This window comes from Rheinheimera pacifica (assembly GCF_900108485.1).
Classification (GTDB): domain Bacteria; phylum Pseudomonadota; class Gammaproteobacteria; order Enterobacterales; family Alteromonadaceae; genus Alishewanella; species Alishewanella pacifica.
This window is the reverse complement of record NZ_FNXF01000007.1, coordinates 26,135-44,098: the sequence shown is the minus strand read 5'-3', so window position 1 is coordinate 44,098 and position 17,964 is coordinate 26,135. Positions and strand designations below refer to the sequence as shown.

Annotated in this window: 21 protein-coding genes; 14 read left to right on the top strand and 7 right to left on the bottom strand. The window is 48.0% G+C overall.

Annotated features, from left to right (window positions below; genetic code table 11):
- Positions 1-31 precede the first annotated feature (31 nt).
- Complete coding sequence (locus tag BLW68_RS10655) at positions 32-268, bottom strand: DUF2789 domain-containing protein (RefSeq protein WP_092793104.1); 237 nt, start codon at positions 266-268, stop codon at positions 32-34.
- Positions 269-398: 130 nt separating this feature from the next.
- On the opposite strand from BLW68_RS10655, the gene BLW68_RS10650 reads away from it, so the two are divergent.
- Both BLW68_RS10650 and BLW68_RS10645 read left to right on the top strand, forming a co-directional pair.
- Entirely contained in the window at positions 399-1,049 is a 651-nt protein-coding gene (locus BLW68_RS10650) for a GNAT family N-acetyltransferase (RefSeq protein ID WP_092793103.1), read from the top strand.
- Positions 1,050-1,069: 20 nt separating this feature from the next.
- Positions 1,070-1,393: an Mpo1-like protein gene (locus BLW68_RS10645; RefSeq protein WP_092793102.1), complete on the top strand. Its 324-nt coding sequence runs from the start codon at positions 1,070-1,072 to the stop codon at positions 1,391-1,393.
- Here BLW68_RS10645 and BLW68_RS10640 read toward each other — a convergent pair.
- Positions 1,390-1,689 (bottom strand): DUF3301 domain-containing protein, encoded by a 300-nt coding sequence (locus BLW68_RS10640; protein WP_092793101.1) that lies wholly within the window; start codon positions 1,687-1,689, stop codon positions 1,390-1,392. The genes BLW68_RS10645 and BLW68_RS10640 overlap by 4 nt on opposite strands.
- Before the next feature lie 109 nt (positions 1,690-1,798).
- On the opposite strand from BLW68_RS10640, the gene BLW68_RS10635 reads away from it, so the two are divergent.
- The 3 genes from BLW68_RS10635 to BLW68_RS10625 are packed head-to-tail and all read left to right on the top strand — an operon-like array spanning position 1,799 to position 3,365.
- Positions 1,799-2,119: a YqcC family protein gene (locus BLW68_RS10635; protein WP_092793335.1), complete on the top strand. Its 321-nt coding sequence runs from the start codon at positions 1,799-1,801 to the stop codon at positions 2,117-2,119.
- Positions 2,116-2,922, top strand: a complete 807-nt coding sequence (truC, locus tag BLW68_RS10630) for a tRNA pseudouridine(65) synthase TruC (protein ID WP_092793100.1) — start codon at positions 2,116-2,118, stop codon at positions 2,920-2,922. The genes BLW68_RS10635 and truC overlap by 4 nt, the downstream gene beginning before the upstream one ends.
- Positions 2,910-3,365, top strand: a complete 456-nt coding sequence (locus tag BLW68_RS10625; protein WP_092793099.1) for a flavodoxin — start codon at positions 2,910-2,912, stop codon at positions 3,363-3,365. Before truC ends, BLW68_RS10625 begins: the two co-directional genes overlap by 13 nt.
- Positions 3,366-3,424: 59 nt before the next feature.
- On the opposite strand, the gene BLW68_RS10620 is transcribed toward BLW68_RS10625, so the two are convergent.
- On the bottom strand, positions 3,425-4,201 hold the full coding sequence (locus tag BLW68_RS10620) for a hypothetical protein (protein WP_143039946.1): 777 nt from the start codon (positions 4,199-4,201) through the stop codon (positions 3,425-3,427).
- A gap of 426 nt (positions 4,202-4,627) precedes the next feature.
- On the bottom strand, positions 4,628-5,389 hold the full coding sequence (gene cysZ / locus BLW68_RS10615) for a sulfate transporter CysZ (RefSeq protein WP_092793097.1): 762 nt from the start codon (positions 5,387-5,389) through the stop codon (positions 4,628-4,630).
- A 210-nt stretch (positions 5,390-5,599) separates the two neighbouring features.
- Between cysZ and BLW68_RS10610 the strand changes: the two genes are divergently transcribed.
- A complete protein-coding gene (locus BLW68_RS10610) occupies positions 5,600-5,794 on the top strand; it encodes a hypothetical protein (protein ID WP_092793096.1) in 195 nt (64 codons plus the stop codon).
- A gap of 64 nt (positions 5,795-5,858) precedes the next feature.
- Here the strand turns inward: BLW68_RS10610 and dapD are convergent, their stop codons facing one another.
- Genes dapD through map form a run of 3 tightly spaced genes read right to left on the bottom strand, consistent with a single transcriptional unit; the run spans position 5,859 to position 10,129 of the window.
- Positions 5,859-6,683 (bottom strand): 2,3,4,5-tetrahydropyridine-2,6-dicarboxylate N-succinyltransferase, encoded by an 825-nt coding sequence (gene dapD, locus BLW68_RS10605; RefSeq protein WP_092793095.1) that lies wholly within the window; start codon positions 6,681-6,683, stop codon positions 5,859-5,861.
- A gap of 8 nt (positions 6,684-6,691) precedes the next feature.
- Positions 6,692-9,316 (bottom strand): bifunctional uridylyltransferase/uridylyl-removing protein GlnD, encoded by a 2,625-nt coding sequence (glnD, locus tag BLW68_RS10600; protein WP_092793094.1) that lies wholly within the window; start codon positions 9,314-9,316, stop codon positions 6,692-6,694.
- Positions 9,317-9,340: 24 nt separating this feature from the next.
- Positions 9,341-10,129: a type I methionyl aminopeptidase gene (gene map, locus BLW68_RS10595; RefSeq protein WP_092793333.1), complete on the bottom strand. Its 789-nt coding sequence runs from the start codon at positions 10,127-10,129 to the stop codon at positions 9,341-9,343.
- Between the two features lie 309 nt (positions 10,130-10,438).
- On the opposite strand from map, the gene rpsB reads away from it, so the two are divergent.
- The 8 genes from rpsB (at position 10,439) to rseP (ending at position 17,952) form a co-directional block, all read left to right on the top strand.
- The gene (gene rpsB / locus BLW68_RS10590; protein WP_068232391.1) at positions 10,439-11,170 is read left to right on the top strand and encodes a 30S ribosomal protein S2; all 732 of its coding nucleotides are present in this window, start codon (positions 10,439-10,441) and stop codon (positions 11,168-11,170) included.
- Positions 11,171-11,276: 106 nt separating this feature from the next.
- Positions 11,277-12,149 (top strand): translation elongation factor Ts, encoded by an 873-nt coding sequence (gene tsf, locus BLW68_RS10585; RefSeq protein WP_092793093.1) that lies wholly within the window; start codon positions 11,277-11,279, stop codon positions 12,147-12,149.
- Positions 12,150-12,268: 119 nt separating this feature from the next.
- Positions 12,269-13,009, top strand: coding sequence for a UMP kinase (gene pyrH / locus BLW68_RS10580; RefSeq protein WP_068232385.1), 741 nt, complete (start codon positions 12,269-12,271; stop codon positions 13,007-13,009).
- A 59-nt stretch (positions 13,010-13,068) separates the two neighbouring features.
- Complete coding sequence (gene frr, locus BLW68_RS10575; RefSeq protein WP_068232381.1) at positions 13,069-13,626, top strand: ribosome recycling factor; 558 nt, start codon at positions 13,069-13,071, stop codon at positions 13,624-13,626.
- Positions 13,627-13,770: 144 nt separating this feature from the next.
- A complete protein-coding gene (gene uppS, locus BLW68_RS10570; protein ID WP_092793092.1) occupies positions 13,771-14,535 on the top strand; it encodes a polyprenyl diphosphate synthase in 765 nt (254 codons plus the stop codon).
- A 5-nt stretch (positions 14,536-14,540) separates the two neighbouring features.
- Complete coding sequence (locus BLW68_RS10565; protein WP_092793091.1) at positions 14,541-15,404, top strand: phosphatidate cytidylyltransferase; 864 nt, start codon at positions 14,541-14,543, stop codon at positions 15,402-15,404.
- Positions 15,404-16,597, top strand: a complete 1,194-nt coding sequence (ispC, locus tag BLW68_RS10560; protein WP_092793089.1) for a 1-deoxy-D-xylulose-5-phosphate reductoisomerase — start codon at positions 15,404-15,406, stop codon at positions 16,595-16,597. Before BLW68_RS10565 ends, ispC begins: the two co-directional genes overlap by 1 nt.
- The gene (gene rseP, locus BLW68_RS10555) at positions 16,597-17,952 is read left to right on the top strand and encodes a sigma E protease regulator RseP (protein ID WP_092793086.1); all 1,356 of its coding nucleotides are present in this window, start codon (positions 16,597-16,599) and stop codon (positions 17,950-17,952) included. The genes ispC and rseP overlap by 1 nt, the downstream gene beginning before the upstream one ends.
- The last annotated feature ends 12 nt before the right edge of the window (positions 17,953-17,964 follow it).

The window sequence follows — 17,964 nt, the reverse complement described above, 5'->3', positions numbered from 1 at the left end:
GCTTTGTTTTATCCAAGTATAAGCCATGTACTCAAGCTGGGCTGTGCAGCAGTATATTTAGCTCATCAATAATTTCACACCACTCTGCATTTTGGTGTAACGACTCGTGCAAAAACCTGGCTTGTGCGCTATTCCAGAACGGTGCTTCCCAGATCGGTGTCTTGGGCGCCAATGTATGTTGTTGCACAAATTTTGTGATGGACTGCTCATCATTGGGCAAACCAAGCTGAGCGAATAAAGTACTCATGCGATGCTGTTCTGCTTCCATAGTTAGCTCCTTTGCTTAGTGGTAATAAAGCATAGACGTTAATACTGCTTTTGCTGTTTACTGTAGCTTGGCAATGTTAGACCTTACTGCTATTGTGGATAAAAAAACAACAATAACAGACGGGGTATGTATGTTGGCTGAACTGAATACGGTAGAGCTGGACCGGCTAAAAGCAATTTTACTTAGTGCAGATGAATTAAAACTGGCAGCATCGTTGCTGTATCAGTCTTATCATGATGATCCGCTGTTTATGGAAATTTTTCGCGCCGATAAAACAGATTATGAACAAAGGCTGCGCGCCGCTATCCGCGAAGAGTTAAATACCTTCTGGCAGGCAAAGCAGCCAATAATTGGTTTGTTTTCTGCTGAGCAGTTGCTGGGGGTGGCCTGTGTTATCACGCCTGACTCGGGCATCGGTGCCAGCCGGTTGTGGCACTGGCGGCTGAAAATGTTGCTGACAGCAGGCTACGTTTCCACCAAACAGTTGCTGGAAAAAGAGCAAAAAATTCATGCTGCCATGCCGGCTGAGCGTTACCATATGTTGGCATTTATTGCTGTCGCACCCAAGCAGCAACACTTAGGGTTAGGGCATTATCTTATTCATGCGGTGGATTCGATAGTGGATAAAGATCAACACTCTGCCGGCATTGGTGTCTTTGTTACGCTGGAAAAATACCAGGCTTTTTTTGCCGATGATAAATATCAGCCGGTAAGTGAACTGGCGTTTAATACAGTAAGTGGTACCCTGATGTTCCGGCCGCGGCAACAGCTGGCCGGCTGATTTAGCAGGGGAGAACGCCGATGAATAAATTCAGCAGTTTCGCAGAGTTTTACCCGTATTATTTAAGCGAACACCAAAACCCGGTGTGCCGTGCGCTGCATTACACAGGTAGCACTTTAGTGATTGCTGTGCTGTTATATGCGTTAATTACGCAGCAATGGGCCTGGTTATGGTTATTGCCGGTTATTGGCTATGGTTTTGCCTGGGTTGGCCATTTTGCCTTTGAACACAATAAACCGGCCACCTTCCAATACCCGTTTTACAGCCTGGCGGCCGACTGGGTGATGTTAAAAGATTTTTTAACCGGCCAGCTCAAACATAAGCTGCCGGTTAAGTCGGCCTAGTTAATCCGGTAGGCCGGCAGGTTAAATTCTGCCAGCCGCATGCCGCTCAGTAACAATTCAGCCTGATAGCGGCTTTCGCCGTCACCGCTGAAATCTACCTGATATGAGGTAATAAAGCGTAAACGGCCATTGATCTTACGAAAACTATGACCACTGCGGCCACAGTCAAGCATTTGCAGTTGCTGCTGCTGACAAAGCTGGCGCGCCACAACCACTGCGCGCTCATCTTGTTTACGTTGCAGCCAGAAGGCATAACAGATACTGCTGATTATCAACAGTAGTAATACTGGACCCATAGATAACTCCCAAAACTATTGGCAGATAATGCTGATTAACAACGCTTTTTACAAGGGCTGGTTGCAGCTTTAGCTTATGTTAAACTGTGCCGCTTATTACGAGGTAGTTATGTCAGACGTGGTTAAAACCCTGCTTGTTGAACTGGAAACAGAGCTGAAACAGCAACAGCTTTGGAGCACAATACCGCCGCAACCTGCGGCCATGGCAAGCACAGTGCCGTTTTGTTACGACACTATGGCGCTTGAACAGTGGTTACAATTTATCTTTTTGCCACGGATGCAGGCATTGCTGGATGCCAGGTTAGCTTTACCGAACAAAATCAGTGTGCTGCCGGTTGCAACCGAGGCATTTAAAGCACATGGCGTACGTGTGGCGCCATTACTAAGTATTATTGCACGTATAGATAGCACCTTGTCAGGTGAGAAATGAGTGCAGCCGAACCTTTTGTGCTTAATGCGCCCCTGCGCATTCTGTATCAGGACGAGCATATAGTAGCGATAGATAAACCCAGTGGTATGCTGGTGCACCGCTCATTTCTTGATAAGCATGAAACGGTGTTTGTTATGCAAACGCTGCGCGATCAGATTGACCGGCATGTGTTTCCGGTGCACCGGTTAGACCGGCCAACGTCCGGCGTGTTGGTGTTTGCCTTATCCAGCGAGGTTGCGCGCCTGTTAGGGGCGCAGCAGGAAAAACAGCTGTGGCGTAAGTATTATCTGGCCGTGGTGCGCGGTTTTTTACCGCAGGGTGGTGAGCTGGATTATCCGCTCAAAGAAGAACTGGATAAAATTGCCGACAAATTCAGCCGTGATGATAAAGCGCCGCAGCAGGCCGTTACCCGTTATCAGCCGTTACAGCAGGTAGAACTGTCAATACCGGTAAGTAAATACCCGGCGGCGCGTTACTCGTTAGTGGCGCTGCGACCCTTAACCGGGCGTAAACACCAGCTGCGCCGTCATCTGGCGCATTTACGCTATCCGATAGTCGGTGACACCAGCCATGGTGATGGTAAGCATAATGCGCTGTTTAAACAGCATTTTAATTGCCGCCGCTTGCTGTTAATTGCCAAGCAGCTGCAGTTACCGCACCCGGTCACCGCGGAAACTTTGCAGTTTAACGCTGGTCTGAACGAGCTTGAACCGTTGTTTAGCCAATTTGGCTGGCCGGTAGATGACGCTTATTATCAGCAACAATTTGCTGAGCTTTTTATGGAGGAAAAATGGCAAAAATAGCCCTGATCGTCGGTACCGTATATGGCGCCGCCCAATATGTTGCTGAAGAGGCTCTACCGTTATTAACCGGCCTGGGGCATGAGGTAGCGCTGTATGATGAAGCTAAACTGGATGACGTGTTGAGCTTTAATGCCGATATCTGGCTGGTGGTAAGCTCCACCACCGGTCAGGGGGATATACCTGACAATGTGTTTCCGTTTTTCCTTGATGTACAAAACCGTTTCCCGCTGTTAACCGGCAAAAAGTTTGCTGTCATAGCGCTGGGAGACAGTAGCTACGACACCTTTTGTGCTGCTGGCGAGAAGTTCCGCGAGCTGTTACTGGAAATTCAGGGCACGGAGCTGGCGCCGATGCTACGCATCGATGCCGGCGAAACGCTGGAGCCGGAAAGCATAGCTCTGCCGTGGCTTAAACAGCAATTTGCACTCAAAAGCGAAAAGTAAGGTGTGGCAGAAGCTGAAGAACTTAATGACGCTAATGCTAATTAAGTTCTTCCAGTGTTTTATTGTATTTGTAAATTGCTGGGATCAGTTGTCTGAATAAAAATGGCTTTATAAATATAGACGCCGGTGTCGTCTTGGCTAATGTTGGTAAATGTATAACTTGTTGTGAAGTCTTTAACTGATTCAACGTTTTGCTCGGGCTGCATTGCTTTAAAAGTCAAGGCGCAAACGCTTCCAGCACAAGAATAGCTTTCATCAAAAACTTTGCTGCTTAATGTGCGCAGCAAATGTTGCTCTAACGTTGCTTCCAACTCGAAGCTCGCTGAATTTTTGTCTGCGTTTTTAATTGCATTTACTAGCTGGTTAAAGTCATTATTGGAAAATGACATTTCCAGTGCATCTCTTGATACAATACCCTCGTAATTCAGATAAGCTGCGTTTACGGTTTCAGCAGACTTAAATGCCGGGCTGTTGAAAAATGCTATTGCTTTACTGTGTGCTATCGTTTCAGGATCTGAACTGGCTAGTTGCTCAGGAGTCTGTGGGGTTGCAGATAAGGAGGTAAAATCATTATCATGTGGCGTAACAAATTGTAAAGCCGGAACGACATCGCTTCCAGTAGTTTCGCTATTCTTTGAAGCTGCCTGTTGCTCTGAGGGCCTGTTTACTATCTCAACATTGCGATCGAAGATATAGAAAAGTAGGGTTGCAGCTACCATAAATATTGCTAGCATTATGTAAGTAATTGTTTTCATAACTTGCTCTGCTTGGAAAAGGGCTTTTAAATCAAGCCCTCGATTAATATTACCCAATCTTGCAGCTAACTCGTCCGCCACCTGAACAGCTCATCTTAGTGGTGCCTCCAGAAACCTCAACTACCATACTTCCTGAGGTGCATGTACATTTCATCGGTAGTGAAAATGCAGAAGCTGAGAATAATAATGTAACTAAAAATAGACTAAATGATTTCACCTTTATATTTCCTTGTTGATTTAAATGTTATTTAATGAAATATAACTGTATTTTTAAAGGTTTTTTTTGTCAATATTTTTCGTAGATGTTGAGATCAAGTATCAAATTAAACTCTGCAGTTCAGCACTTGACAGGGTGATATTTCGGAGAATCCGCTGCCATTTTTCATGGATGTACAAATTGGGTCCCCGCAGCTAACCGGCAAACTGTTCGTGGTAATTACGCTAACAAAACGCTGGAAGCTGAGATTATCACTTTACATTGGCTTACGGTGTGGTTTATCTATAAAGCTAACAATATTTATCCAGCTTGTTATAAGCTTTAGTGCCCGGTGCTTTTAGCGCCGGGTCATTTTGTGCTGCCAGTTTATCTACCCACATGGCCGTGGCACCGCATACTGCTATTGGCATCACAAACAGATTAAACAGTGGGATCATGCAGGCGATATTTACTGTAATACCAAAGGCAAAGCTGTTGCCGGGCTGGCTGCGTAATTGCGTGCGCATGGTACGAAAGTCTATTTTGTGGTTATCAAACGGGTAATCGGCATACTGTATCGCCAGTAACCAGCTGGTAAATAAAAACCATAAGATCGGGCCAATAAGAGGCAAAAATAAAAACAGCACAAACAATACTATTGCACGTGGCAGGGCGTAAATAAACTTTTGCCATTCGCGTGCCAGCATACGCGGTATATCTTTAATAAAACCAGCCATTCCAGTGTCAGGTATTGTCCGGCCAGATAAATGCGCTTCTACTTTTTCGCTTAACAGGCCATTAAAAGGCGCGGCGATAAAGTTGGCCACCATGGTAAAGCTGTATGCCAGGCCTATTACCAGCGACATTACACCGAGCGGGATTAATAAATATTCCAGCCAGTGCAGCCAATCAGGCAGGTACTGTTGCACAGCGGCCACCATAGCACTGACTTGCTGCAATAAAACATAAAACGCTAAAGAGAACAGCACCAGATTAATCAGCAGTGGGATCAGTACAAAACGCTTCAAACCTTTGGTATGGATCAAAGTTAAACCACGAAAAAAGTAGTACATTAAAACCTCAGCTAAAATAGCGGCAACAGCTATGCTGGCAGTATAAGGTGTCAGGCGTGAATTCTGCTGTATTAGCTCAGGTTTTTTGGTAACAGAATATAACGCTGTAACACAGAGCTGGCGTGTCAGCAGGGTTTTTATGCTAGAATGCGCGCAGTTTTTTTGCCGCGGCGCGGTTTAACCGGTTTTAACAGCAACTAAGGGTGATATATGGCGATGTTAGGTTCTGCATTGGTATTTGGGGTAACCACACTGTGTTTACTGGCAGGGTTAACCTGTCTTATTTCGGCCTTGTTGGTACCTGCGGCAGAAGGCTCAGAGAAGCAATTTGAAAAACGCCTTGAATACAGCATGTTTGCTGCTGTGGGTTTAGTCAGTTTTGCGGTGTTGCTGTTTATCGGCTAAAGCGGTGGTAGCCTAATAAAAAAACGGCAGGAACAACCTGCCGTTTTGCTTTTGTAACTGTAAGTTATTCTATGCTGCGCAGCAGGGCGTTAATGCCTACTTTGGCGCGGGTTTGTGCATCGACTTTTTTCACAATAATAGCGGCATATAAGCTGTGGCTGCCATCTTTCGACGGAATTGAGCCTGGCACGACTACGGCGCCTGCAGGTACGCGGCCATAGCTGATTTCGCCGGTTTCACGATCATAAATGCGCGTGCTCTGGCTGATATACACACCCATTGACAGCACTGCACCTTCTTCAACAATCACGCCTTCTACCACTTCAGAGCGGGCGCCGATAAAGCAGTTATCTTCAATAATGGTCGGGTTAGCCTGCAACGGCTCTAACACGCCACCAATACCGACGCCGCCGGATAAATGCACGTTTTTACCAATTTGTGCACAGCTGCCCACGGTCGCCCAGGTATCTACCATAGTACCTTCACCGACATAGGCGCCGATATTCACATAAGAGGGCATCAATACCACGTTTTTTGCCACATAACTACCACGGCGCACCGCCGCCGGTGGTACTACGCGCACACCATCTGCACGGAATTGCTCATCAGTGTAGCTGGCGTATTTCATTGCTACTTTATCAAAAAAGCGGTTTTCGGCGCCGTCCATTACCTGGTTGTCGTTGATACGAAACGACAGCAATACGGCTTTTTTCAGCCACTGATGCACCACCCATTCACCGGCAATTTTTTCTGCCACCCGGGCGCTACCGTTGTCCAGCATACTGATCACGCTGTCAACGGCGTGTTTTACGTCAGCACTGACGTTAGCCGGTGTGATATCGGCGCGTTGTTCAAATGCTTGTTCGATAATGCTTTTTAACTCTGACATTGTCTTTGTTAGCCTTCTGTTTGCTGTGAAAGTTGCTCGATCAGGGCCCGTTTCAGCGCGCTTTGTTGCTCACTGCTCAGGGCTTGATCGTCGCTATTTGAAATCATAAAAAAGTCTTCGGCCCGCTCGCCGATAGTGGTGATTTTAGCTGCATGAATATTGACATCGCAGCGCTGAAATACTTCACCGATATTAGCCAGCAAGCCGGGGGTGTCCAGTGCTGCTAATTCAATCATAGTGCGTTTACTGGTATTGCCGGGTAAAAATACCACTTTGGGCGGCACATTAAATTGGCGCATCTGGCGCGATAACTTGGTTTTTTGCCGCGATAAATCCGGTTTGTCCTGAATATACAGCTCTAACGCCCGTTTAATACTTTGCTGGCGTGATGGCGAATTAACCGCCTCGCCGTTTTGCTCCAGAATAACAAAGGTGTCCATGGCATAACCGTCTTTGTTGGTCATGATCTGGGCATCGAAAATATTCACTTTTTTGCTGTCCAGCGCAGCCACTAAACGGGCGAATAACTTGGGCTGATCTTTAGTGTAAATAAATACCTGAGTACCGCCACGGATGGGAGCTTTACTGATCAGCACCAGCGGTTCGTCCGGGTTTTTATGCCGCAAAATATGTTCGCAGTGCCAGGCAATTTGCCGTGCGCTGTAGCGGGCAAAATAATCGGCTTTGATCCGGCTCCATAACTGCAAAATTTCGCTTTCGCTAAAGGTTTGCTTCAGTAGCAGCGGCATGGCTTCGCTTTGGTTTTCGCGGATTAAATCGCGCAGGTCCATCGGCTTTTCCAGCCCGCGGCGAAAGGCTTTTTGCGTGGCCAAAAACAGCTCACGTAGTAAGGAGCCTTTCCAGTCATTCCATAAATTATCGTTAGTGGCGCGGATATCGGCCAGCGTCAGGCAGTACAGATAATTCAGCCGGGTTTCGTCGCGTACTTTTTCGGCAAATTCGGCCACTACTGCCGGGTCGTGAATATCGCGGCGCTGCGCAGTAACTGACATCAGCAGGTGATGCTCGACCAGCCAGGCAATCAGTTTACTGTCAAACTCGCTAAGCTTATGCAGCTTGGCAAACTCGCGCACGTCCATAGCGCCAAGCTCAGAGTGATCACCACCGCGGCCTTTGGCAATATCATGGAAAATACCGGCTAAATACAGCAATTCCGGTTTTTCCATTTTTCTGACAATATCGCTACAGAGCGGAAACTCGCTTTCATGTTCGCTTAGCGTGTATTTATACAGGTTTTTCAGCAGGCGGTGCGTATGCTCATCCACAGTGTAGGCGTGAAATAAATCAAACTGCATCTGGCCGACAATATTACGCCACTGCGGCAAATAAGCTGCCAATACGCCGTAGCGATGCATTAAGGTAATGGCTTTATCCATGCCACGCGGATGGCGGATAATAGCTAAAAACAGCTGGCGGCAGGCTTCATAGTCCTGTAAATCGCCCATTAAACGCCGCCGCACCTGGCGTATCAACCGCATGGTAGAAGAATGCACACCGGTAATATTGGAATTATTGGCAATATGCCAGAACAGCCGCAGCAGGTTATCGCGCCTTGCAAACACTGCGTTGTCGCGGGCCACGATCAAATGGCCCTGCAGCTCAAAGTAGTCATCCAGGATCAGCGTTTTAACTTTTTCTTTGTGGTTTAAAATGCTGCCGTCAAAGTGCTGCAGCAGCATTTCGTTCAGCTCGCTAACCCGTTGCACGGTGCGGAAAAACCGCTTCATCATCCGTTCCACCGAGGCTTTGCCATCGGCGCCAAAGCCCAGCCGTTCTGCCACCGCCGGTTGATAATCAAATAAAATACGGTTTTCGTTGCGCCCGGCTTCCATATGCAGCGCAAAACGCATTTGCCACAAATAGGCTTCACACTCCATCAGTTCCTGATATTCATCTTCAGTCAGGTATTGATAGGCCACCAGCTCGCGCATGGTGCGGGTTTGAAAATGGCGTTTGGCGACCCAGCCGATGGTTTGAATATCGCGCAGGCCGCCCGGATTAGCTTTTAAGTTCGGCTCAAGGTTGTAGGCCGTGCCGTGATACTGCGCATGGCGCTGTTGTTGCTCGTGGCGTTTGGCCTGAAAAAATGCCTGACTGGTCCAGAAACTGTCTTTACTGACTTCAAACTGCAGCTGTTCAAACAACGGCTTATTGCCGGTTAACAAACGCATTTCCAGCAGGTTAGTGGCGATGGTGATATCGTCTTTACCCAGTTTTATTGATTCTTTTACCGTGCGTACACTGTGGCCAACTTCAAGGCGTAAATCCCACAGTGTGGTAATAAACTGGGCGATGGCCTCTTGTTGCGCCGCGGATAACCGGCCATCGGCCAGGATCAGTAAGTCGATATCAGAGCTGGGATGCAGTTCGCCGCGACCATAGCCGCCCACAGCAATCAGGCTTAAATCTTTGCTTTTATGCAGCTCGTACTTATGCCACAGCTGTACCAGAACCTCGTCAATAAAACGGGCGCGGGCTTTTACCAGCGCATTGACCGGATGCTGCGAAAAGCTGCGGCCGAGCCAGTCGTGAAAGTCAGCGAAATGTTTTTTGTAGCTCTCCAGACTGTAACTGTCAGGCAGCGCTTTGCTAAAGGTTACGGTCTGGGTCATGTCGCTTACTCCATTATAGCGGGCTTATTCGGCGGTCAGAATGCGCTCTATCGTATCGTCACTGCGCAGCGTTAAAATTTCACAGCCGGTATCGGTGACTAAAATAGTATGTTCAAACTGGGCGGATAAACTACGATCTTTAGTGACTACTGTCCAACCGTCGGCCAATAATTTGCTGTGGCGGGCGCCGGCGTTAATCATCGGCTCTATGGTTAAACACATACCGCTTTTTAATACTTCACCGGTGCCGGGTTTGCCGTAATGTAACACCTGCGGGTCTTCGTGAAATACCGCACCTATGCCGTGGCCGCAGTATTCGCGCACCACTGAGTAACTGTGTTTTTCAGCGTGTTGCTGAATAACATGGCCGATGTCGCCCAAACGCACACCGTCTTTTACTTTTTTTAAACCCAGGTACATACATTCCTGCGTTACGCGGATCAAGCGCTCGGCCATGATGCTGGCTTTACCAACGACAAACATTTTTGACGTATCGCCGTGGTAGCCATCTTTAATTACCGTAATGTCGATATTAATAATATCGCCATCTTTAAGTTTTTTGTCCGCTGGTATGCCGTGGCAAATCACCTGATTAACTGAGGTACAGATAGATTTGGGAAAACCATGGTAGTTCAGCGGCGCCGGTACGGCCTGCTGCTCGTTAACGATGTAGTTGTGGCAGATGGTATTCAGCTCATCGGTAGTGACACCGGCTTTTACATAAGGCTCAATCATTTCCAGCACGTCGGCGGCAAGGCGGCCAGCGACACGCATTTTTTCAATTTCGGCCGGGGTTTTGATGGTTGCTGTCATGCCTGTTCTCTCTTTGGTACCAAAGGGCAAAGTTGCCCGTTGTACTGCTGCAAAAATACACATTTGATTGTGTTTGTAAGGTGCCTATGGTATAAAGCGCGCCGCAAATTAGCAAATCGCTTTATCTTTTATTGCAGAACCTTTTGTTCTTAGATAGAGATAAAGCCGGGCTGATAGGCGGAATTTAAACAAAACACACATGTATCGACACATATTCCGGGGTGCTTTGCTTTGCGCTGAACAACAGCCAGACCAGAGTCGGCATATGGGATACATGGAGGCTTAACCCCTTATACAGGAAAATAAATCATGGCAAAAGTTTCTATGCGCGACATGCTCCAGGCGGGCGTGCACTTCGGTCACCAAACCCGTTACTGGAATCCAAAAATGAAGCCATTCATTTTCGGTGCGCGTAACAAAGTACATATCATCAACCTGGAACAAACTGTTCCTATGATGAACGATGCACTGGCATTCATTCAGCAAGTAGCAGCGAAAAAGGGCAAAATCCTGTTCGTTGGTACTAAGCGTGCGGCTTCTGAAGCAATCAAAGAAGCGGCAAGCAAAGTTGATCAGTTCTACGTAAACCACCGCTGGTTAGGTGGTATGCTGACTAACTGGAAAACTGTTCGTCAGTCAATCAAGCGTTTAAAAGATCTGGAAGCGCAAAGCCAGGACGGTACTTTCGACAAGCTGACCAAGAAAGAAGCTTTAGACCGTACCCGTGAAATGGAAAAGCTGGAAAAGAGCTTAGGCGGTATTAAAGACATGGGCGGCTTGCCAGACGTGCTGTTCGTGATCGACGCTGACCATGAACACATCGCGATCAAAGAAGCTAACAACCTGGGTATTCCGGTTGTATCTATCGTTGATACCAACTCTGATCCAAAAGGCGTTGACTTTGTAGTACCAGGTAACGATGACGCGATCCGCGCTATCCAGTTATATCTGGCTGCTGTAGGTCAGGCTATCCTGGAAGGTCGTGACAAAAACATCGAAGTACAGGCTGAAGCCGAAGCCTTCGTTGTTGAAGCAGAGTAATTTCTCTGTCATTAGCGCAGGTTAAACTTGCGCTAACACAGTGCAAAATTGCGACAGGGGCCACGGCCCCTGTTTGTCCAACCCGAATTATTACGAGGAAGCTCCCATGGCTGTAACTGCCGCTTTAGTAAAAGAACTTCGCGAGCGCACTGGCGCTGGCATGATGGATTGTAAAAAAGCATTGGAAGAAACTGCTGGCGATATCGAAGCAGCAATCGATGCAATGCGTAAAAGTGGTCTGGCCAAAGCTGCCAAGAAAGCAGGCCGTATTGCCGCTGAAGGTACTATTTTAACCCGCGTAGCTAACGGTTACGGTTTAGCTATCGAGTTTAACTGTGAAACTGACTTCGTAGCCCGTGATGCCAGCTTCCTGGCGTTTGCTAATGCCGTTGCTGATTTAGCCCACGCTAACAAGCTGTTCACTGCTGAAGCGATTTTAGCCGCTGATTTAAACGGCACTTCAGTTGAAGACACCCGTGCAACTTTAGTTGCTAAAATTGGTGAAAACATCAACGTACGCCGCGCTGCGGTAGTTGAAGGCGCTGTGATTGGTTCTTACGTGCACTCTGGCCGTATCGGTGTATTAGCCGTGCTGGAAGGTGGTAACGAAGATATCGCCAAAGACGTAGCGATGCACGTTGCGGCTAACAACCCAGGCTTCTTAACACCAGAAGATGTACCAGCTGATGTTGTTGAGCGTGAGCGCGTTATTCAGATCGATATCGCAGTAAACTCTGGCAAGCCAAAAGAAATTGCTGAGAAAATGGTTGCCGGTCGTATGAGTAAGTTCACTGGTGAAGTGAGCTTAACTGGTCAGCCATTCGTGAAAGACCCATCAGTTTCTGTTGGCGATTTCCTGAAGCAAAACAGTGCTAAAGCTGTTTCTTTCATTCGCTTAGAAGTGGGCGAAGGTATCGAGAAGAAAGAAGAAGACTTCGCAGCTGAAGTTGCAGCCCAAATCGCGGCGGCCAAGAAGTAATTTATTCTTCTGCAAACTGGCAAAACCCGCTAGAATAACCGCGGCTTCAGGTCTAACAACCTGGCCGCGGTTTTTTTTACCCGCAATAATCCTAATTAACCACGCACTATGGGGATCTCATGAGCACGAATCCAAAACCAACTTACCGCAGGATCTTATTAAAACTCAGTGGCGAAGCACTGATGGGCGATGAGGGCTTTGGTATTGATCCCAAAGTACTGGACCGGATGGCGCAGGAAATCAAAGAACTGGTTGAACTGGGCGTGCAGGTAGGCATTGTGATTGGCGGTGGTAATATCTTCCGTGGCGAAGGCCTGGCTAAAGCCGGTATGAACCGCGTAGTGGGCGACCATATGGGTATGCTGGCTACGGTAATGAATGGCCTGGCAATGCGTGATGCGTTGCACCGTGCCTACGTAAATGCCCGCATGATGAGCGCCATTCCATTAAACGGTGTTTGCGATAATTACAGCTGGGCTGAGGCCATCAGTTTATTAAAATCAGGCCGGGTAGTAATTTTTTCTGCCGGTACCGGTAACCCGTTTTTCACCACTGATTCTGCTGCCTGTTTACGCGGCATTGAGATTGAAGCCGACGCCGTATTAAAAGCTACCAAAGTTGATGGCGTGTTTTCGGCCGATCCGGTAAAAGACCCTACTGCCACGCTGTACAGCCAGTTGACTTATAATGAAGTGCTGGATAAAGAGCTTAAAGTGATGGATTTAGCTGCCTTTACGCTGGCTCGGGATCATAATCTGCAAATCCGCGTGTTTAATATGAACACCGCAGGCGCATTAAAGCGGGTAATTATGGGCGAGCCGGAAGGCACAGTCATCGACCACGCCGAAAATTTACAGTAAACTAGAGCGCTGAGTAAGGCGGGCTGAATAGACGCCATGAATAAAAAAGGATACCGATCGTGATTAACGACATTATTACAGACAGCAAAGTCCGGATGGAAAAAAGCGTTGATGCGCTTAAAGTACAATTAACCAAAGTGCGCACCGGTCGCGCGCACCCAAGCTTATTAGATGGTATTTCTGTATCTTACTATGGCACCGATACACCGCTGCGCCAGGTAGCCAACGTATCTATCGATGACGCCCGCACTCTGGCTATTACCGTGTTTGACAAGAGCATGACGGCTGCAGTAGAAAAAGCCATTATGGCGTCAGATTTAGGGTTAAACCCGATGTCTGCCGGCACTATTATTCGTGTGCCGTTACCGGCCTTAACGGAAGAGCGCCGTAAAAGCCTGGTTAAGCTGGTACGTGGTGAGGCCGAAAACGGCCGTGTTGCCGTGCGTAATATTCGCCGTGATGCCAACGCTGATTTAAAAACACTGCAAAAAGATAAAGAAATCAGTGAAGATGATGAGCGCCGTGCTGCTGAAGAAATTCAGAAAATTACCGACCTTTTCGTCAAGAAAATTGACGAAGTACTGGCCGACAAAGAAAAGGAATTAATGGAAGTCTGATTCAGCCTTCTGTTAGCATTACAGCGTCGTGACGCTTGGGCATTACGGCGCTTTTTTCTATTTGGCAGATTTTTTCGTCACAACGTAATTCAGTAAATCAGCAGCAGACTGGTTATCATAAAGTTTAAGGACAGGTCGCACTGTATGACTGCAGAGTCGCAGCTCAAACCGCACAGCTTACCTCAGCATGTGGCAATTATTATGGATGGCAATGGTCGCTGGGCTCAGCGTCAGGGTAAGCCTCGGGTGTGGGGCCATAAAAAAGGTGTTGAAGCGGTACGACGCAGCGTGAGCTTTTGTCGTGAGCTGGGTATTAAGTCGTTAACCTTGTTCGCTTTTAGCAGTGAAAACTGGCGCCGGCCGGAAGATGAAGTCTCAACCTTAATGCAGCTGTTTCTGATGGTGCTGCAAAGCGAGGTTAAAACCTTGCATAAGCATAATGTCAGGCTGAAGATAGTAGGAGATTTATCTGCCTTTAGCGACAAGCTCAGAGCCAGCATTGATAAAGCTGAACAGTTAACGGCAGCTAATACCGCCCTGACACTGAATATTGCTGCCAATTATGGCGGGCGCTGGGATATGGTAAATGCCGCCCGGGCGCTGGCAACACAAGTACAGCAAGGTACACTTGCTGTGGATCAGATTAACGAGCAGACATTTGCTCAGCAGGTGCAGATGCACGAACAGCCAGAGCTGGATTTACTTATTCGCACTGGTGGTGATTTACGCATCAGCAATTTTTTATTGTGGCAGGCCGCTTACGCTGAATTCTGGTTTACTGAAACACTCTGGCCAGACTTTGATCAGCAGGTTTTCTCAGAAGCGATAGCCGCCTTCGTCAACCGAGAGCGTCGTTTTGGCTGTACCGGCGAACAAATCCGGCAGCTGGCGATGTTGGGTAAAGGATAACGGTATTGTTTAAACAACGGGTTATTACTGCGCTAATTTTGGCGCCACTGGCGTTAATGGCGGTATTTTATTTACCGCTTGCTGGTTTTGCGCTGTTTATTTCTGCGGCATTTTTACTGGGTGCCTGGGAATGGAGCGGCTTTTGCGGTTTGGCAACTAAAGCTATGCGTTGGGTATATGTGGCTTTAACGGCGCTGATCCTGGTCTTACTATACTGGCAACTGCCGGTACAAACTAACTGGCCGGTAGAGGCCAATACCTTGTTAACCAGCTTACTGCTTGCCGGTAATGCCTGGTGGTTGCTGGCGATTGTGTTAGTGCTTACTTATCCGCGTAGCCAGAAATTATGGGCTCAAAGCGATTGGGGTAAAGCATTAATGGGCTGGCTGACATTAATACCGGCTTGGGCTGCGGTCATGTTTATCCGCTCTACTGACTACGCCGCTTCAACCTTTACCGGTGCCTGGCTGATTTGCTGCTTGTTATTACTGGTATGGGCCGCAGATATTGGCGGCTATATTGTTGGCAAACCTTTTGGTAAACATAAGTTGCTGCCTAAAGTCAGCCCCGGTAAAACTATCGAAGGTATGCTGGGCGGCTTGGCGTTAGTCGCCATAGTGGTGACAGTTGTGGCACAGCTGCAGGACTGGCCGCCTCAGGTAGGCATTTGGTATATTGCTGCGTTTTTACTGACAATTCTGTCGGTATTTGGTGATTTAACCGAAAGCATGTTTAAGCGTGTTGCCGGTAAAAAAGACAGCGGTGCGTTTTTGCCGGGCCACGGCGGTATATTAGACCGGATTGACAGCTTAACTGCCACGGCACCGTTATTTGCCATTATTGTGGCCATTTACGGCGGTTTTTATTAATGCGTAATGTGGTGATCCTCGGTTCAACCGGCTCTATAGGTATCAGCACGCTGTCGGTGCTGGCAGCTCATCCAGAGGATTATCAGGTGTTGGCGCTTACCGCTGCCAGCCAAACCGACAAGCTGTTACAGCAATGTCTTGCGGTAAAACCACGTTATGCCGCTATGCTCGACAGCAAGGCTGCCAGTGAGCTGGCAACAGAATTAAAACTGGCTGGTAGCCGCACAGAAGTGCTTAGCGGCATTGACGCCTTATGCCAGTTAGGGGCGCACCCGGACGCCGATATTGTAATGGCGGCTATTGTGGGCTCTGCCGGGCTGTTGCCAACACTGGCGGCGGTAGAGCAGGGTAAAACGGTATTGCTTGCTAACAAAGAAGCATTGGTGATGAGCGGCGAGTTGTTTATCAGCAAAGTAAAACGCCATGGCGCGACTTTATTGCCGATAGACAGTGAACACAATGCTATATTTCAGTGCTTACCGGCGCCATTACAGCAGCATACCCATGATCAGCAAATCGCTGATTTTGGTATCAGTAAATTATTACTGACCGGCAGTGGCGGCCCTTTTCTGACCACTGCTTTAACAGAATTTGACAATATTACCCCGGCACAGGCCGTGGCGCATCCAAACTGGAGCATGGGGCATAAAATCTCCGTCGACAGTGCCACCATGATGAATAAAGGCCTGGAGTTTATTGAAGCACGCTGGTTATTTAATTGCCAGGCGGCAGATATCGACGTGGTTATTCATCCGCAAAGTATTATTCATTCTATGGTGCAGTACACGGATGGCTCTGTGCTGGCGCAATTAGGCCAGCCGGATATGCGCACGCCAATTGCGCATGCGCTGGCGTTTCCAAAGCGCATTGCCAGCCCGGTGCCTCCGCTTAGTTTTAAGCAGATGCGTGATTTTACTTTTACCGAACCTGAGAAAGCACGCTACCCGAATTTGTATCTGGCTATTGCCGCCTGTGGCTGTGGTCAGGGCGCCACCACGGCGCTTAATGCGACAAATGAGCTGGCTGTAGCGGCTTTTTTAGCGCACAAAATTCGTTTTACCGATATAGCGCGTGTTAATGAGCAGGGCCTTGAACATTTTGCTGACTTTCGTGTCAGTACGCTCGATGATATATTGGCGCTGGACAATGAAGCGCGCCATTATGCGCAGACACTACTGAGGAAGCTAACTTGATGTCGGGTGCGATTTGGAATTTGCTGTCGTTTATCGTCGCGCTGGGTGTATTAATTACTGTACATGAGTTTGGCCATTTCTGGGTTGCGCGTAAAAATGGTGTACTGGTTAAGCGGTTTTCCATAGGTTTTGGTAAAGCGTTGCTGAGTTGGCGTGATAAGCAAGGTACGGAATTTGTTATCGCGGCTATTCCGTTGGGTGGTTATGTACGCATGCTGGATGAGCGGGTTGATCCGGTGCTGCCGCAGTTTAAAGATCTGGCGTTTAACCATAAAACCGTATGGCAACGCATGGCCATTATTGCCGCCGGCCCTGCTGCCAACTTTATCTTCGCCGTGTTTGCTCTGTGGCTGATGTATATGCTTGGCGTGCAAACTATGCGCCCGGTAGTTGCCAGTGTTACGCCGCAGTCTATCGCAGCCCAGGCTGGTATTACGGCACAACAACAAATTATTTCAGTAAATCAGCACAATGCCACCGATGCCAGTAGCGTGAATTTGCTGTTGGTAGAGCAGATTGGCAGCCACAGTATTACCCTGGGGTTACAGGACATCGTTACGCAGCAGCGACGTTCAGTAACGTTGAACACGGCTGAATGGCGGTTCGACCCGGAAAAACAAAGCGTATTTGACAGCCTTGGGCTTAATTTAGCCCGGCCTCAGGCCCTGACGGAAATTGCGCGGGTAGCACCAGATTCAGCAGCAGAGCAGGCTGGCCTGCAGGTAAATGATAAAATTATCCGCATTGATGGCACTGATATTACGCAGTGGACGCAGCTACAAGCGTTAATCAGCAATGCACCAGAGCAACAGCTATCGGTTGAGGTTGAGCGCAGCGGCGCTGTGCTTAGCATTGATGTCACGCCAACATTGCTTATTACAGCTGATGGTTTTTCCCAAGGTGTGTTGGGTATTACGCCTAAAGTAAGTGATTGGCCCGAAGGTGTGCTTTATACCCGGCAATATGGTGTTATTGATGCTTTTGGTGCTGGTGCAGCCCATACCTGGCAATTTATCCGTCTGAGTGTATCGATGATTGGCAAGCTGCTGACAGGCGATGTTTCTGTCAAACATTTGAGCGGCCCTATCTCCATTGCACAAGGCGCAGGTACAACGGCAAGCCTCGGTTTAGTAGCATTTCTGTCGTTTTTAGCCCTGATAAGTGTTAACTTAGGCGTTATCAATTTGCTGCCATTGCCGGTGCTGGATGGTGGCCACTTAATGTATATGTTGGTGGAACTAATACGAGGCAAACCTGTCTCTGAAAAGACGCAGGAAACAGGTTTCCGGTTCGGAGCGCTGATCCTGCTAATGTTGATGGGAATTGCGCTGCTCAACGATATTTCTCGTTTGTAAATAACTAATCAT

What these genes read in the sequence shown, in the direction of transcription:
- BLW68_RS10625 (WP_092793099.1), top strand. Translation starts at nt 2,910, where the DNA reads ATGGCAAAAATAGCCCTGATCGTCGGTACCGTATATGGCGCCGCCCAA.
- rpsB (WP_068232391.1), top strand. Translation starts at nt 10,439, where the DNA reads ATGGCAAAAGTTTCTATGCGCGACATGCTCCAGGCGGGCGTGCACTTC.
- BLW68_RS10640 (WP_092793101.1), bottom strand. Translation starts at nt 1,689, where the DNA reads ATGGGTCCAGTATTACTACTGTTGATAATCAGCAGTATCTGTTATGCC.
- BLW68_RS10650 (WP_092793103.1), top strand. Translation starts at nt 399, where the DNA reads ATGTTGGCTGAACTGAATACGGTAGAGCTGGACCGGCTAAAAGCAATT.
- pyrH (WP_068232385.1), top strand. Translation starts at nt 12,269, where the DNA reads ATGAGCACGAATCCAAAACCAACTTACCGCAGGATCTTATTAAAACTC.
- rseP (WP_092793086.1), top strand. Translation starts at nt 16,597, where the DNA reads ATGTCGGGTGCGATTTGGAATTTGCTGTCGTTTATCGTCGCGCTGGGT.
- BLW68_RS10645 (WP_092793102.1), top strand. Translation starts at nt 1,070, where the DNA reads ATGAATAAATTCAGCAGTTTCGCAGAGTTTTACCCGTATTATTTAAGC.
- truC (WP_092793100.1), top strand. Translation starts at nt 2,116, where the DNA reads ATGAGTGCAGCCGAACCTTTTGTGCTTAATGCGCCCCTGCGCATTCTG.
- dapD (WP_092793095.1), bottom strand. Translation starts at nt 6,683, where the DNA reads ATGTCAGAGTTAAAAAGCATTATCGAACAAGCATTTGAACAACGCGCC.
- map (WP_092793333.1), bottom strand. Translation starts at nt 10,129, where the DNA reads ATGACAGCAACCATCAAAACCCCGGCCGAAATTGAAAAAATGCGTGTC.
- cysZ (WP_092793097.1), bottom strand. Translation starts at nt 5,389, where the DNA reads ATGTACTACTTTTTTCGTGGTTTAACTTTGATCCATACCAAAGGTTTG.
- BLW68_RS10610 (WP_092793096.1), top strand. Translation starts at nt 5,600, where the DNA reads ATGGCGATGTTAGGTTCTGCATTGGTATTTGGGGTAACCACACTGTGT.
- ispC (WP_092793089.1), top strand. Translation starts at nt 15,404, where the DNA reads ATGCGTAATGTGGTGATCCTCGGTTCAACCGGCTCTATAGGTATCAGC.
- BLW68_RS10635 (WP_092793335.1), top strand. Translation starts at nt 1,799, where the DNA reads ATGTCAGACGTGGTTAAAACCCTGCTTGTTGAACTGGAAACAGAGCTG.
- uppS (WP_092793092.1), top strand. Translation starts at nt 13,771, where the DNA reads ATGACTGCAGAGTCGCAGCTCAAACCGCACAGCTTACCTCAGCATGTG.
- BLW68_RS10655 (WP_092793104.1), bottom strand. Translation starts at nt 268, where the DNA reads ATGGAAGCAGAACAGCATCGCATGAGTACTTTATTCGCTCAGCTTGGT.
- tsf (WP_092793093.1), top strand. Translation starts at nt 11,277, where the DNA reads ATGGCTGTAACTGCCGCTTTAGTAAAAGAACTTCGCGAGCGCACTGGC.
- glnD (WP_092793094.1), bottom strand. Translation starts at nt 9,316, where the DNA reads ATGACCCAGACCGTAACCTTTAGCAAAGCGCTGCCTGACAGTTACAGT.